12 protein-coding genes are annotated in these 13,817 nt (G+C 63.5%); 9 read left to right on the top strand and 3 right to left on the bottom strand.

What is annotated here, in order from left to right; translation table 11 throughout:
* Positions 1 to 5 precede the first annotated feature (5 nt).
* The 9 genes from MF268_RS03005 to MF268_RS02965 all read left to right on the top strand — a co-directional run bounded on the left by MF268_RS03005 (position 6) and on the right by MF268_RS02965 (position 11,687).
* Complete coding sequence (locus MF268_RS03005; protein ID WP_238369414.1) at positions 6 to 1,682, top strand: ABC transporter ATP-binding protein; 1,677 nt, start codon at positions 6 to 8, stop codon at positions 1,680 to 1,682.
* 68 nt (positions 1,683 to 1,750) lie between these two features.
* Entirely contained in the window at positions 1,751 to 2,155 is a 405-nt protein-coding gene (locus MF268_RS03000) for a globin domain-containing protein (protein WP_238369413.1), read from the top strand.
* Between the two features lie 49 nt (positions 2,156 to 2,204).
* The gene (gene nirB / locus MF268_RS02995; protein ID WP_238369412.1) at positions 2,205 to 4,643 is read left to right on the top strand and encodes a nitrite reductase large subunit NirB; all 2,439 of its coding nucleotides are present in this window, start codon (positions 2,205 to 2,207) and stop codon (positions 4,641 to 4,643) included.
* Positions 4,640 to 4,975 carry a nitrite reductase small subunit NirD gene (gene nirD, locus MF268_RS02990; protein WP_238369411.1) on the top strand — a complete coding sequence of 112 codons (336 nt, stop codon included), beginning with the start codon at positions 4,640 to 4,642 and terminating at the stop codon, positions 4,973 to 4,975. Before nirB ends, nirD begins: the two co-directional genes overlap by 4 nt.
* On the top strand, positions 4,972 to 7,578 hold the full coding sequence (locus MF268_RS02985; protein ID WP_238369410.1) for a nitrate reductase: 2,607 nt from the start codon (positions 4,972 to 4,974) through the stop codon (positions 7,576 to 7,578). The genes nirD and MF268_RS02985 overlap by 4 nt, the downstream gene beginning before the upstream one ends.
* Positions 7,579 to 7,600: 22 nt before the next feature.
* Entirely contained in the window at positions 7,601 to 9,013 is a 1,413-nt protein-coding gene (gene cysG / locus MF268_RS02980) for a siroheme synthase CysG (RefSeq protein ID WP_238369409.1), read from the top strand.
* 88 nt (positions 9,014 to 9,101) lie between these two features.
* Positions 9,102 to 10,517, top strand: a complete 1,416-nt coding sequence (cls, locus tag MF268_RS02975) for a cardiolipin synthase (protein ID WP_238369408.1) — start codon at positions 9,102 to 9,104, stop codon at positions 10,515 to 10,517.
* A 22-nt stretch (positions 10,518 to 10,539) separates the two neighbouring features.
* The gene (locus tag MF268_RS02970; protein ID WP_238369407.1) at positions 10,540 to 11,223 is read left to right on the top strand and encodes an endonuclease/exonuclease/phosphatase family protein; all 684 of its coding nucleotides are present in this window, start codon (positions 10,540 to 10,542) and stop codon (positions 11,221 to 11,223) included.
* A 47-nt stretch (positions 11,224 to 11,270) separates the two neighbouring features.
* The gene (locus MF268_RS02965) at positions 11,271 to 11,687 is read left to right on the top strand and encodes a DUF2177 family protein (protein ID WP_238369406.1); all 417 of its coding nucleotides are present in this window, start codon (positions 11,271 to 11,273) and stop codon (positions 11,685 to 11,687) included.
* Here the strand turns inward: MF268_RS02965 and MF268_RS02960 are convergent.
* From MF268_RS02960 to MF268_RS02950, 3 genes are read right to left on the bottom strand one after another with little or no spacing between them, the layout of a single operon-like run.
* Positions 11,684 to 12,475 (bottom strand): metal ABC transporter permease, encoded by a 792-nt coding sequence (locus MF268_RS02960; RefSeq protein WP_238369405.1) that lies wholly within the window; start codon positions 12,473 to 12,475, stop codon positions 11,684 to 11,686. The two genes, MF268_RS02965 and MF268_RS02960, sit on opposite strands and share 4 nt — an antisense overlap.
* Positions 12,475 to 13,275, bottom strand: coding sequence for an ATP-binding cassette domain-containing protein (locus MF268_RS02955; RefSeq protein WP_238369404.1), 801 nt, complete (start codon positions 13,273 to 13,275; stop codon positions 12,475 to 12,477). The genes MF268_RS02960 and MF268_RS02955 overlap by 1 nt, the downstream gene beginning before the upstream one ends.
* Positions 13,272 to 13,751: a transcriptional repressor gene (locus MF268_RS02950; protein ID WP_238369403.1), complete on the bottom strand. Its 480-nt coding sequence runs from the start codon at positions 13,749 to 13,751 to the stop codon at positions 13,272 to 13,274. The genes MF268_RS02955 and MF268_RS02950 overlap by 4 nt, the downstream gene beginning before the upstream one ends.
* Between the last annotated feature and the right edge of the window lie 66 nt (positions 13,752 to 13,817).

The raw sequence follows: 13,817 nt of genomic DNA, 5'->3' as shown, positions 1-13,817 counted from the left end.
GCGGTATGAGCATCCTCAGCTTCAACAATGTCTCCAAGGGCTTCGGCGAAGGCACCAATCGTGTCGAAGTTCTGCGCGACATCAACCTCGATGTCCGTGAGGGCGAATTCCTTGCAATCCTAGGGTTTTCCGGCACCGGAAAGTCCACCCTGATGAACATGATCGCAGGCCTGCAAAAACCCGATAGCGGAACTGTCACCTTCAAGGGCAAGCCGATTGCCGAACCGGGGCCGGAACGCGGGCTAGTCTTTCAAAGCTACTCGCTGATGCCTTGGCTGACGGTGGCGGGCAACGTCGCTCTGGCGGTCAACGCGGTGTTTCCCAAGCTTTCGAAAAAAGAACGCGCCGACAAGGTGGCCCATTACGTGCAGATGGTCGGACTCAGCCACGCGATGCACCGCCGCCCGTCCGAACTGTCGGGTGGTATGCGCCAGCGTGTCGCGGTGGCCCGGGCGCTGGCCATGAACCCAGAGGTTCTGCTGCTCGACGAACCGCTTTCGGCGCTTGATGCGCTGACCCGCGCCAATCTCGCGGACGAGATCCTGCACATCTGGGAACAGGACAAGAAGACCTGCATCCTGATCACCAATGACGTGGACGAGGCGATCTTGCTTGCCGACCGTATCGTGCCGCTCAATCCCGATGGCACGCTTGCCGAGCCGGTCGAGGTGAAAATCCCGCGCCCCCGTGACCGTCATGACATGAATGACGACGCCACCTTCAAGGCGCTGCGCGCCCGGGTCACGAAATACCTGATGGACGTGGGCATCGAGGCCAAGGTCGAAGGTACGCGGCAACTGCCGAATGTCACCCCGATACACGGAATTCCGGCGGCGGTAGCAGAGGCGCAGGAAGGTCTGATCGAAGACCGCTTCGTCGACTTCTCGCAGCTTCACAAGGTCTACCCGACCCCCAAGGGACCGCTCACCGTGGTCGAGAATTTCGATCTCAAGGTCAATCGCGGCGAATTCATCTCGCTGATCGGCCATTCCGGCTGCGGCAAGTCCACCGTGCTGACCATGGCCGCCGGTCTGAACGCGATCTCGAAAGGCGCGATCAAGCTTGATGGCCGACATGTCGAAGGCGCCGATCCCGAACGCGCCGTGGTCTTCCAGTCGCCGAACCTTTTTCCATGGCTCACCGCCAAGGAGAACGTCGCCATCGGCGTGGACAAGGTCTATCCAAAGGCGAGCCAGGCTGAACGTCAGGACGTGGTTGAATACTACCTCGAACGGGTGGGGCTGGGTGATGCGATGGACGCCAATGCGGCCTCGATGTCGAATGGTATGAAACAGCGCGTCGGCATCGCGCGGGCCTTTGCGCTCTCGCCGAAACTGCTCCTACTCGATGAACCCTTCGGCATGCTCGACAGCCTCACCCGCTGGGAGCTGCAGGAGGTGCTGATGGAGGTCTGGTCCCGCACCAAGGTCACCGCGATCTGCGTGACCCATGACGTGGACGAAGCGATCCTGCTGGCCGACCGCGTGGTGATGATGACCAACGGCCCGCAGGCCACCATCGGACGGATCGTCGATGTCGATCTGCCGCGCCCCCGGACCCGCAGTGCCCTGCTCGCGCACCCGGATTACTACCGTTACCGCAAGGAAGTGCTCGATTTCCTTGAGGAATATGAACATGGCGCCAAGCCAAAGCCGAAACCGGCTTCGATTGCAGCGGAGTAAGTTGATGACCCTAACGCTTTCTCAACAATTTGGGTGTTTGCTCGCGCCGTCACGGCTGGAGCGCGCACATGACCCCCGACGAGATCAAGGCTTTGCAAGCGAATTTTGCGCGCGTCTACCCGGTCAAGCACAGCGTCGCCAAATCCTTTTACGACAAGCTTTTCGACCTGGCGCCCGAAGTGCGGGATCTCTTTCCCGAGGATATGCGCGCGCAGCGGGAAAAACTGGCGGATACGCTGGCGTTTATCGTCAAGCACCTGAACCAGCCGGACAAACTGGAACTGGCCGTGGCCAGCATGGCGCGACGGCACGTCGGCTACGGTGCGGTTTCCGTGCATCTGCCTGTGGTTGGCGCGGCACTTCTCTACGCGCTCGAGGAGCAATCCGCCGGGAAAATGACGCGCAAGGAACACGATGCCTGGGCCAAGGCCTATCAGAACATCTCGGATCTGATGGTCGCGGAACTGCCCTAGTAGCTGATACGATCCGCATCCGTCGCTCTCTGGGGCTGGGAGGTGCGGCATGAGACAGAAACTCATCGTGATTGGCGCCGGGATGGCCTCGGGCCGGATGATCGAACATTTGGTCGAAACCAACCCCGATGCCTATGACATCACCCTTTTCAACGCCGAGCCGCGCGGCAACTACAACCGCATCATGCTCAGCCCGGTGCTTTCCGGTGAAAAGACTTATGAGGAAATCGTCACCCATGACGACGCATGGTATGCCGCGCATGGAGTGACCTGCCGTCTCGGAGAGCGTGTCGATCATATCGACCGCGCAGCGAAAACCGTCACTGCCGCCAATGGCGACGTGCTGCCGTATGACAAGCTGGTCTTTGGCACCGGCTCCAACCCCTTTATCATCCCGCTGCCGGGCCATGATCTGCAAGGCGTGATCGCGTATCGCGATCTCGAAGATACCCAGCGCATGATGTCCATGACCTCCGGCAACAAGGTCGTCGTGATCGGCGGCGGGCTGCTTGGGCTCGAGGCTGCCGCCGGCATGGCCGCGCGGGGTGCCGATGTGACCGTGGTTCATATCATGGGTCACCTCATGGAACGCCAGCTTGACGAGGCGGCGGGCTATCTGCTGCGCAAAGCGCTGGTAGACAAGGGCATCACTGTGCGCTGTAGCGCAAACTCCAAGGAGATCCTTGGCGAAAACGGCCATGTCCGCGCGCTCTTGCTCGACGATGGCACCGAACTGCCCTGCGACCTGCTGGTCATGGCCGTCGGCATCCGTCCCAACACCAAGCTCGCCGCCGATAGCGGACTGGCCGTCGGCCGCGGCATACACGTGGATGACCAGATGGTGACCTCGGATAAAGATATCCTCGCCGTTGGCGAATGCGTTGAGCACAACGGCGCGATCTTCGGCCTCGTCGCGCCGCTTTACGATCAGGCCAAGGTGGCCGCTGCCACCCTGCTGAACGAAGCCGCCGCCTTTGAGCAGAAAGAGCTTTCGACCAAGCTCAAGGTGACCGGCTGCGATCTCTTCTCGGCGGGCGATTTCGCCGAAGGCGAGGGGCGCGAAGACATCGTGTTCCGCGATCCCGGCCGGGGCGTCTATCGCCGCCTCGTAGTCGAGGAAAACCGCATCGTCGGCGCGGTCATGTATGGCGACACGGCCGACAGCAACTGGTTCTTCGGCCTGATCCGGGACAAGACGGATATCGCCGAGATGCGCGAAACGGTGATCTTTGGCCCCGCCTATCAGGGAGGTGCCCCGCTGGACCCTTTGGCGGCCGTTGCAGCCTTACCGCCTGAGGCGGAAATCTGCGGCTGCAACGGCATCTGCAAGGGCAAGATCGTCGAAGCGATCGAGGGCGGCGCGACCGATCTTGGCGCGGTCCGGGCGGTCACCAAGGCAAGCAACTCTTGCGGCACCTGCACCGGTCTCGTCGAACAGGTGCTGGCCGTGACGCTGGGCGACGATTTCGTCCTGCCCACGGCCCAGCCGATCTGTGGCTGCACCGATCTCACCCACGAGGACGTACGCCGCATGATCAAGAGCCAAGCGCTGAAGTCCATGGCCGCGGTCTGGCAGGAATGCGCGTGGAAAACCGTGGATGGTTGCCATGTCTGCCGCCCGGCGCTGAACTATTACCTGCTCGCGGACTGGCCGATTGAATACAAGGACGATCCGCAAAGCCGGTTCATCAATGAACGCAAACACGCCAACATCCAGAAGGACGGCACGTTTTCGGTTGTGCCGCGCATGTGGGGCGGCATCACCAACGCCCGCGAGTTGCGTGCCATCGCCGATGCGGCGGACAAGTACAACGTGCCGACCGTCAAGGTCACCGGCGGTCAGCGCATCGATCTTCTGGGTGTCAGGGGAGAGGACCTGCCCGCCATGTGGGCCGATCTGAACGCGGCGGGCATGGTCTCCGGCCACGCCTATTCCAAGGGGTTGCGCACGGTGAAAACCTGTGTCGGCACCGATCACTGCCGATTTGGCACGCAGGACAGCACCGGGCTTGGCATCAAGCTGGAAAAGGCGCTTTGGGGGTCATGGACACCGCACAAGGTCAAGATGGGCGTTTCGGGCTGCCCCCGGAACTGCGCCGAGGCGACCTGCAAGGATGTCGGCATCGTCTGTGTCGACAGCGGCTACCAGATCGGCGTCGGCGGCGCGGCAGGCATGGACCTCAAGGAAATCCAGCCGCTGGCGCAGGTCGCAACCGAGGAAGAGGTGATGGCGCTCACCATCGCCTTTGTTCAGCTCTACCGCGAGAACGCCAAGTATCTCGACCGGCCCTACAAGTTCATCGCCAAGGTCGGGCTCGACTGGATCAAGGAACGCATCGTCGATGATCTTTCCGAACGTGCCGCTTTGGTTGAACGCTTCGGGGTCTCGCAAAGCGTCTACCAGATCGACCCGTGGGCCGAACATGCCCAGACAAAAGCGGAAACTTATCAACCGCTTGCCAATCTTACGCTGGAGGCCGCAGAATGAGCGACTGGATCGATATTGCTCCGCTCAACGACGTGCCCCGGCGCGGTGCAAGGGTGGTCAAGACCCGCGCGGGCTGCGTTGCGGTGTTCCGCACAGCCGATGACTCGGTCTTTGCGCTCGACAACACCTGCCCGCACAAGAAGGGCCCGCTGGCCGAGGGCATCGTGCACGGCGCCGCCGTCACCTGTCCGTTGCACAACTGGGTCATCTCGCTTGAAACCGGGCGGGTCAAGGCCCCGGACGAAGGGCAGGTGACCACCTATCCCGCGCGCGTCGAAAACGGCCGCATTTTGCTGGACGGTGCCTTTTTGCGCGCCCGTTCGGCGGCATGAGCACGCGCACCACATGCCCCTATTGCGGTGTCGGCTGCGGGGTGCTGGCCGCGCCCGACGGCACGATCAAGGGCGACCCTGAACATCCGGCCAATCTCGGCCGGCTCTGCTCCAAAGGCGCGGCGCTGGGCGAGACGATTGATCTAAAAGGACGTCTTCTCGCCCCCCGCATCGCCGGTACGGAGACAAGCTGGGATACGGCGCTTGACCTCGTTGCAGACCAGTTCAGCGCCGCGATCCGCGCCTACGGGCCGGACTCGATTGCCTTCTATGTCTCAGGCCAGTTACTGACCGAGGATTACTACGTCGCCAACAAACTGATGAAAGGTTATATCGGCTCGGCGAATATCGACACGAATTCAAGACTTTGCATGGCCTCTTCGGTCGCCGGACACAAACGCGCCTTTGGCACGGACACCGTCCCCGGCACCTATGAAGATCTCGAACAGGCCGATCTGATCGTACTGGTCGGCTCCAACCTCGCCTGGTGCCACCCGGTCCTGCACCAGCGTATCTCGGCGGCCAAGGCAGCACGTCCCAACATGCGCGTCGTCAATATCGATCCGCGCCGCACGGCCAGCTCGGATCTCGCTGACTTGCACCTGCAAATCGCGCCTGACGGTGACGCCGCCCTGTTCAATGGGTTGCTCGCCCACCTCGCCAAGACCGGCCACCTAGACCACACCTATCTCGCCGACCATGTGACCGGTTTCGATGCGGCCCTCGCCGCCGCCCGGGCCACGGATACCACCGCCACCGGCCTTGGCGCCGACGAACTCGCGGAATTCTATACTCTCTGGGCTAGTACGGAAAAGACCGTCACGATCTTTTCGCAAGGGGTGAACCAGTCCGGCTGCGGCACCGACAAGGTCAACGCGATCATCAACTGCCACCTTGCGACGGGCCGCATCGGCCGTCCCGGCATGGGGCCGTTCTCGGTCACCGGGCAGCCCAACGCGATGGGCGGGCGCGAGGTTGGCGGGCTGGCGAATATGCTCGCCAATCATCTCGACATCGAAAACCCGGATCACCGCGCCGCCGTGCAACAGGCATGGAACAGCCCGACCATCTGCGCGACACCTGGTCTCAAGGCGGTCGACCTGTTTGAGGCCTGCGAAAGCGGGCAGATCAAGGCGCTCTGGATCATGTCGACCAACCCGGCCGTCAGCCTGCCTGATGCTGACCGGGTGGCGCGGGCCATCGCCCGCGTGCCCTTTACCGTCGTGACCGACATCATGGCACGCACCGACACCGGCGATCTGGCCGATGTGCTGCTGCCTGCCGCTGGCTGGGGAGAAAAGGACGGCACGGTTACCAATTCCGAACGCCGCATCTCGCGCCAGCGGGCCTTTCTGCCTGTGCCGGGACAGGCGCGCCCCGACTGGCAGATCATTTGCGATGTGGCTGCCCGCATGGGCTGGGCCGATGCTTTCGCCTACCGGTCCCCCGCCGAAATCTTTGACGAATACGTCCGGCTTTCCGCGCTGGGCCCGCATTTTGGGCGTGACCTTGACCTTACCGGCCTCGCCGGGCTGGGCGAGGCAGGCTACGAAACGCTATCCCCCGTGCAATGGCCGGTCCCGGCAAACGGGCAGGGGGCCGAGCGTTTCTTTGCAAAAGGCGGATTCTACCACGCGGACGGTAAGGCCCGCATGCTGGCGATCACTCCGCCCGAACCTGACAGCCGCGACGGTTTTCGCCTCAACACCGGGCGCATCCGCGATCAATGGCACACCATGACCCGCACCGGGAAATCGCCGCGACTCGCCGCGCATCTGGCGGAACCCTTTGTCGAAATCCACCCAAAAGAGGCGGCACAGATCGGCGTAAAACCCGCCGAGATCATCCGGATCAGCGCCACCAACGGCGGCTGCGGCCTGTTTCGCGCGCTTGTCACCCCCAAGGTGCGCCGGAACGAGATTTTTGCCCCGATGCACTGGACCCGGCAGCGCAGCTCGGCGGCATGGGTCAACAGCTCGGTCGGCGCGGTCTGCGATCCGGTCTCGGGCCAGCCCGCACTCAAGGGCGCGCGAGTGGATGTCGCGCGGTTCGACGCCAGATGGTACGCCTTTGTCGCCGCCGATACCGACCTGATCCCCGGTTTCGCCTATTTTGCTTCGTCGCCGACCCGCACCGGCTTCCGCGCCGAACTCGCAGGGACCACGGATATTTCGGACGACGCGGAATCCGTGCTGCGCGCCGTGACCGGGATCACCGGCGGGACCGCCAGTCAGTTTCGCGATACGGCCACGGGCCAGACCCGCGTGGCGATCAGCGAAACCGGCGTCCTGCGGGCACTGCTCTTTGTGAGCGACGAACCGGTGGCGCTGGCACGCTCCCATGCCATTGAGCTGATCGGCACGAAAACGCCGCCGCTTCAGGCGCTTACCGGGCGTCCCTCGGCGGATATGCCTGACCCCGGCGCGATTATCTGTTCGTGCATGTCGGTCGGCATCAACACGCTTCGCGACGCCATCGTCGCCGGGGCGCATGACGTCGAAACCCTCGGCAAGATTACCTGCGCAGGGACCAATTGCGGCTCCTGCAAACCCGAACTCGCGGCGCTGATCCTCGCGTCGAAAACCCCGCTCGCGGCCGAATAGCCCCATCGGAAAGGAAGCCGACATGAAGACATTCCCGATGTTCCTGCGCATGAACGGCCGGACGGTCGTGATTGCCGGTGGCGGTGAGCAGGCCGCGCAGAAATGCCGCCTGATTCTCAAGACCGAGGCGACCATTCGCCTTCTGGCTCCGGCGCTCGATCCAGAACTCGGCGCCCTGCATCGCGCGGGCCGCGTCGAATGGGATGCCAGCCCCATCACCGAACACAGCTTCAGAGGCGCCGCGCTTGCCTTTATCTGCACCGAATGCGCTGGAACCGATGCCGCGCTGCACGCTTTGGCCCGCGCGGCCGGTGTGCTGGTCAACGTGGTCGACCGCCCGGACCTCTGCGAGGCGATCACCCCCTCCATCGTCGACCGCGACCCGGTGGTTGTTGCCATCGGCACCGAAGGTACCGCACCGGTTCTGGCCCGCCAGATCAAGACCCGGCTGGAGGAGATGCTCGAACCCCGTCTGGGAGATCTTGCGGCGCTTGCAGGCCGGCTCCGCGACCTCGCGGCAACGCGCCTCTCGCCTCGCGCGCGCCGCGATCTCTGGGCATGGGTCTTCGGGGGCGAGGTCCGCCGCACCCACGCCCGGGGACAGGAAGCCCATGCCGCCGTCAAGATCAAACACGCCATCGAAACCGGTGAGATCCCGACCGAATGCAAAGCCCCGGTGGCACTGGTCGGGGCAGGCCCGGGAACGAGCGACCTCATCACCCTGCGCGGCGTCAAACGCCTGCAAGAGGCCGATATCATTTTCTACGACCGTCTGATCGACCCGGAAATACTCGAACTCGCCCGCCGCGATGCCGAACGTGTTTATGTAGGCAAGGCACCGGGCTGCCATTCATGGCCGCAGGACCGTATCAACAGTGTGCTGGTCTCCGCCGCCCGTCAGGGAAAGCGCGTCGTGCGCCTGAAATGCGGCGATCCCGGTGTGTTTGCCCGCGGGGCTGAAGAGGCCGACGCCCTGCGCGTGGCCGGCATCGACTATGAAATCGTCCCCGGCGTCACCTCGGCCAGTGCTGCCGCTGCGGCGCTGGGTCGGTTCCTCACTGAACGCGGACGCACGGATTCGCTCGTCCTCACCACCGCGCGGCGGCGCGAGGGGGATGAAGGCGCCGACTGGCTTTCCCATATCCGGCAGGGAAGCACCGTCGCCGTCTATATGGGCGTGCAGGCCGCGCCCGAAATCCAGTCGACACTGGAAGAGGCCGGTCTGGCCGATGCGGTCGCGGTCCGGATCGTCAGCAACGCGCAGCGCGCCAACCAGCAGATCGTGACCTGCCGCGCCGATAGGCTGGCGGACACGATCACGCGCGAGAATGTGGCCAACCCCGCCATCATCTTCCTGACGCAGGATCGTCCGGCTATGCACGCAAGGCTCACCTTGCCGATGCGGACGGCACCGGATCTCTCGGTCGTGGCCTGACAGACCCGGCACCGCCCCCGCGCTTTCCGGTGGCGGATCCGCTTTTTTCGCGCTAGGCAAAGGACATGCGCAAGAATGGATCCGCACTTTGTCGCTGACAGTCATCTGGTCCGCCTTTCTCGGTGTCCTCGCCGTCATCATCGTCGGCCTCTGTGTCTGGCGCGCGATCAGCTCGGCCCGGACACCTCAGGGCGCGGTGGCATGGGTGATCTTCCTGTTGGCCGCCCCGTGGTTCGGCGTGCCTGCCTATATGGTCTTTGGCCACCACAAGCTGCATTCCTATACCGAATCCCGCCGGCGCTCGCGCCGATTGATCAGCGAACGCCTCTCGGCCGAACCTGTCTCGCCCGATTCAGCGAACCCTGACTCGCGGCTGTTCCGGTTTGAACGGCTGGTGCGCATGCCAGCGGTCGCCGGTAATGACGTGCGCCTGCTGATCGACGGGGAAGAGACCTTCAATGCGATCTTTGCCGCGATCGACGCGGCTAAGACCTATGTCCTCATTCAATTCTATACCATCGCCGACGACGATCTTGGCAACGCGCTGGCCGACCGGCTGATTGCAGCGGCCGAGCGTGGTGTAAATGTGCGTGTCATCTGCGACGGGGTCGGCAGCTACGGGCTGCCCCGAAGCTACCAGCAAAGGTTGGTCGAAAACGGTGTGCGTTTTCTCGACCCCAGCGAGAACCGCGGCCCCAGCTCGCGTCGGCACATCAATTTTCGCAATCACCGCAAGACCGTGGTGATCGACGGCAGCATCGGATTCATCGGCGGCCACAACGTGTCGGACACTTATGTCGGCGCAGATTCGCATTACGGGCACTGGCGCGACACCCATCTCGCCCTGCGCGGCCCTGTCGTCAGCCAGCTCCAGCTTGGCTATGCCGAGGACTGGCACTGGGCCTCGGGCGATCACATCACCGACGATCTCATGTGGGCACCCGAGGCCGAACCCGCCAATATCGAGGCGCTGACCCTGCTGATGGGGCCCAGCGACGAAATCGACACAGGTGCATTGTTCTATTTCTCGGCCATCAATGCCGCGCAAAGCCGGGTCTGGATCGCGTCGCCCTATTTCGTGCCGGATATCGATTCCCTCTCGGCGCTCAAGGCGGCGGCGCTGCGCGGCTGCGACGTGCGGATCATGGTGCCTAATACGCCCGATCACTATCTCACTTGGCTCGCGGCCTTTTCCTTCTTCGACGAAATCCGCGCCGTCGGGGTCAAGGTCTATCGCTACACCAAGGGCTTCCTGCATCAGAAAGTCGTGCTTATCGACGACGATGTTGCTGCAATCGGCAGCGCAAATTTCGACAATCGCTCTTTCCGGCTTAATTTTGAATCCATGATTCTGGTCCATTCTCCCGAGTTCTCGCAGGATGTGGCCCGGATGCTGGAGGATGACATGCAAGACAGCTACCTGCTGGAAAAGAACCTTTCCGCTCAGAAACTCTATATCCGGATCGGTGCGCCGATGGCGCGGCTGCTCAGCCCGATCCTCTGATCGCAAACACAAGGTCAGAGGCATGAAGATCGTCAGTTACAACATTCGCAAGGCCATCGGGCGCGACCGCCGTCGCCGCCCGGCGCGCATTCTTCAGGTGCTGAACGACATCGCAGGCGACGTGGTGATCCTGCAAGAGGCCGATTTGCGCCTTGGCGCACGCCCCTCGGCCCTGCCGCGCAACCTGATCGAGCGTGAGACGGATTATATCGTGGCCGAACTTGGCACGGATGTAAGTCTTGGCTGGCACGGGAATGCGGTGCTGGTGCGACGCGACCTGCCCATCGAGGCGACCGAGCAGTTCGAGCTGCCGGGGCTGGAACCGCGCGGTGCGGTGATGGTCTCGGTCGCGGGCCTCGTGCTGGTGGGCGCGCATCTCGGCCTGCTGCGCGTCTGGCGCCAGCGGCAGATGAACGCCATCCTGCAACATCTTGGCGATCACCGGGATCATGCGCTGGTCGCAGGCGATTTCAACGAATGGTCCGGCTCCGCCGGTTTCGAACCGTGGGAGGGGCGGCTGAACGTGGTCTCTCCCGGTTTCAGCTTTCACAGCGCGCGACCGATCGCCCGGCTCGACCGCTTTGCCCATGGTCCGTCCCTCCGCATCGCGAAGATGGGCGTCGTGCGCGACGGTGCGGCGCGGCTTGCTTCGGATCACCTGCCGGTCTGGGCGCAGGTCGAAACGGTTGATGCCGTTAAAGAGTGAACCACAAGCCCGGCCTCTGCGTATCATTCTGAAAGCAGGAGCCATTCATGACCGTCATCATTCTTTACATCATCACCTTCGCCGTCTTCCTCGGGCTCGATATGCTGGGGCTTCGCTACATCGTAAAGCCGACTTTTGAACGTGACATCGGCGAGATGCTGCTCGACAGCCCGCGTTTCGGACCGGCCGTCGTGTTTTACGCCTTCTACGTGGCCTGCCTGCTCTGGTTCGTCAGCTGGCCCGGCATCACGCAGGACAAGCCGCTCCTCTGGGTGTTCGGTTCAGCGGCGCTGATCGGCGCGCTTGGCTACGGGACCTACGAATTTACAAACCTTGCGACCCTGCAGGGGTGGAGCTGGCGTATGGTCGCGACAGACCTGACATGGGGCACCTTGCTGACAGGGACTTCGGCAACCATCGGCGTGCTGGCCACCCGAGCCATCACCGCGTCGCAGGCAGGCTAACGCCGGGTCAGCGCGCCAAAGACGGTGGTGATGGAAAAGATCACCGCCGCCGCGCAGACGATGCTCGGGCCGGTGGGGGCGTCCAGAATGAAGGCCGCCCAAAGCCCGCCAAGCGCCGAACAGGCCCCGATCAGGCCAGCCACCACGGCCATTGCTTCGGGCGTGCGCACAAGCGGACGGGCTGCCGCCGCAGGGATCACCAGCAGCGCGGTGATCAGCAGAACGCCAACCACCTTGATCGCCACCGCCACCACCAGAGCCAGCGCCAGCGTCAGGCCAAGCTCTTCGCGTCGCGGGTCGATCCCGCTGGCCCGCGCCAGGTCGGGGTTCAGCGTCGCCATCAAAAGCGGCGACCAGCGCCAGAAGGTCAGCCCCAGAACCATCAGAACGCCGCCCCAGATGGTCAGCAGGTCCATCCGGCCCACCGCAAGGATATCCCCGAACAGGAATGACATCAGGTCAAGCCGAACATCCGCCAGCAACGACACCGCCACCAGCCCGGCGGCCAGCGCGGTATGGGCGGTTACGCCAAGCACCGTATCGACCGCATAGCCGCGCCCGGTCAAAAGCGTCACACAGCTTGCCATCGCCAGCGCCGCCAGCAGGATCATCGGCACAAGCGGCAGGGACAGGGCCAGCGCCAGCGCCACCCCAAGCACCGCCGCATGGGCCGTTGCCTCACCGAAATAGGCCATCCGTCGCCAGATCACGAAACAACCCAGCGGCGCGGCGGCAATCGCGACGCCCAGCCCGGCCAGCGCCGCGCGCACAAGGAAATCGTCCAGCATCAGCGTTTGCTTTCGTGGTGGTGATGGTCGTGATCATGCGGGTGGTCATGACCGTGATGCCCATTTTCGTGGACATGATCGTGGCTGTGACTGTGCTGGTGGCGGTAAAGCGCCAGCGCCCCTTGCGTACCGGTGCCGAACAGGGCCCGGTATTCCGGCGCGCTGGCGACGATCTCGGGCGCGCCCTGGCAACAGATATGCCCGTTCATGCAAAGCACCCGGTCGGATGCCGCCATGACCACGTGCAGGTCATGGCTTACCATCACCACCGCACAGCCCAGCTCCTCGCGGACATCCGCGATCCGCTGGTAGAACGCGGCGGAACCGGGCTGGTCCAGCCCCTGCGTCGCTTCGTCCAACAGCAAGAGCTGGGGCCGCTCAAGCAGCGCCCGGGCCAGCAGAACGCGCTGCAACTGCCCGCCCGAGAGGTCGGTCATCTGCCGGTTGCCCAGATCCGCCACCTCGGCCGCCTCCAGCGCTTCCTGCAGGCGCGCGCGGCCCGGATTGCGGGGCAGGGCAAGGAAACGCAGCACGGTCAGCGGCAGGCTCGCATCAATCGCCAGCTTTTGCGGCACATAGCCGATGCGCAGCCCCGGCGCGCGCCGGATTTCGCCGCGCTCAAGCGCCACCGCCCCGATCAGGGCCTTGAGAAACGAGGACTTCCCCGATCCGTTCGGCCCGACAATCGTTACGATCTCGCCCGGCTGGATCGCCACCGATACATCCTGCAACACCATCCGCCCGTCCAGCCGGATCGAGACATGCTGCGCTTCGATTACCGGCGATGCGGCAGCGTTCATGCGGCGGCCCCGGTGCAGTTCGGGCAGAGGCCCTCCGCTTCGACCACGACCTTTTCTATCGTGAACCCGGCGCTGGCCGCCGCCTGTCCAAGCCGGCCCTGTGCGATACCCGTATCGGTCTCGGCCACCGCCTTGCAGGTCCGGCAGATCAGAAAGGCCGGGACATGCTCGTGATCCAGATGCGCGCAGGCGGTATAGGCGTTCAGGCCCTCGATGCGATGCGCAAGCCCATGTTTCACAAGGAAATCCAGCGCCCGGTAAACGACCGGCGGCTGTGACCCCAACCCTTCGGAGGACAGCACTTCGAGGATGTCATAGGCGCCCATCGCCCGGTGTTCGTGCAACAGGATCTCAAGCACCCGCCGGCGCACCGGGGTGAACTGCAATTTTTGCTGCGCGCAGATATCCGTCGCCATGCCAAGCGCGTCGGAAATACAGGCGTCGTGGTTGTGTGAATCGAATCCGATGGTCTTCATGGTCGGAATCTCCTCTCCGGGTCAATTTCACGTATTGATATGTTATAACATCACGGTTATCAAGCG

The sequence above is a fragment of the Heliomarina baculiformis genome, from assembly GCF_019966545.1.
Classification (GTDB): domain Bacteria; phylum Pseudomonadota; class Alphaproteobacteria; order Rhodobacterales; family Rhodobacteraceae; genus Heliomarina; species Heliomarina baculiformis.
This window is presented reverse-complemented; position numbering and strand designations above follow the sequence as displayed.

What these genes read in the sequence shown, in the direction of transcription:
- nirB (WP_238369412.1), top strand. Translation starts at nt 2,205, where the DNA reads ATGAGACAGAAACTCATCGTGATTGGCGCCGGGATGGCCTCGGGCCGG.
- MF268_RS02950 (WP_238369403.1), bottom strand. Translation starts at nt 13,751, where the DNA reads ATGAAGACCATCGGATTCGATTCACACAACCACGACGCCTGTATTTCC.
- MF268_RS02965 (WP_238369406.1), top strand. Translation starts at nt 11,271, where the DNA reads ATGACCGTCATCATTCTTTACATCATCACCTTCGCCGTCTTCCTCGGG.
- MF268_RS02970 (WP_238369407.1), top strand. Translation starts at nt 10,540, where the DNA reads ATGAAGATCGTCAGTTACAACATTCGCAAGGCCATCGGGCGCGACCGC.
- MF268_RS02960 (WP_238369405.1), bottom strand. Translation starts at nt 12,475, where the DNA reads ATGCTGGACGATTTCCTTGTGCGCGCGGCGCTGGCCGGGCTGGGCGTC.
- MF268_RS03000 (WP_238369413.1), top strand. Translation starts at nt 1,751, where the DNA reads ATGACCCCCGACGAGATCAAGGCTTTGCAAGCGAATTTTGCGCGCGTC.
- cysG (WP_238369409.1), top strand. Translation starts at nt 7,601, where the DNA reads ATGAAGACATTCCCGATGTTCCTGCGCATGAACGGCCGGACGGTCGTG.
- MF268_RS02985 (WP_238369410.1), top strand. Translation starts at nt 4,972, where the DNA reads ATGAGCACGCGCACCACATGCCCCTATTGCGGTGTCGGCTGCGGGGTG.
- nirD (WP_238369411.1), top strand. Translation starts at nt 4,640, where the DNA reads ATGAGCGACTGGATCGATATTGCTCCGCTCAACGACGTGCCCCGGCGC.
- MF268_RS03005 (WP_238369414.1), top strand. Translation starts at nt 6, where the DNA reads ATGAGCATCCTCAGCTTCAACAATGTCTCCAAGGGCTTCGGCGAAGGC.
- MF268_RS02955 (WP_238369404.1), bottom strand. Translation starts at nt 13,275, where the DNA reads ATGAACGCTGCCGCATCGCCGGTAATCGAAGCGCAGCATGTCTCGATC.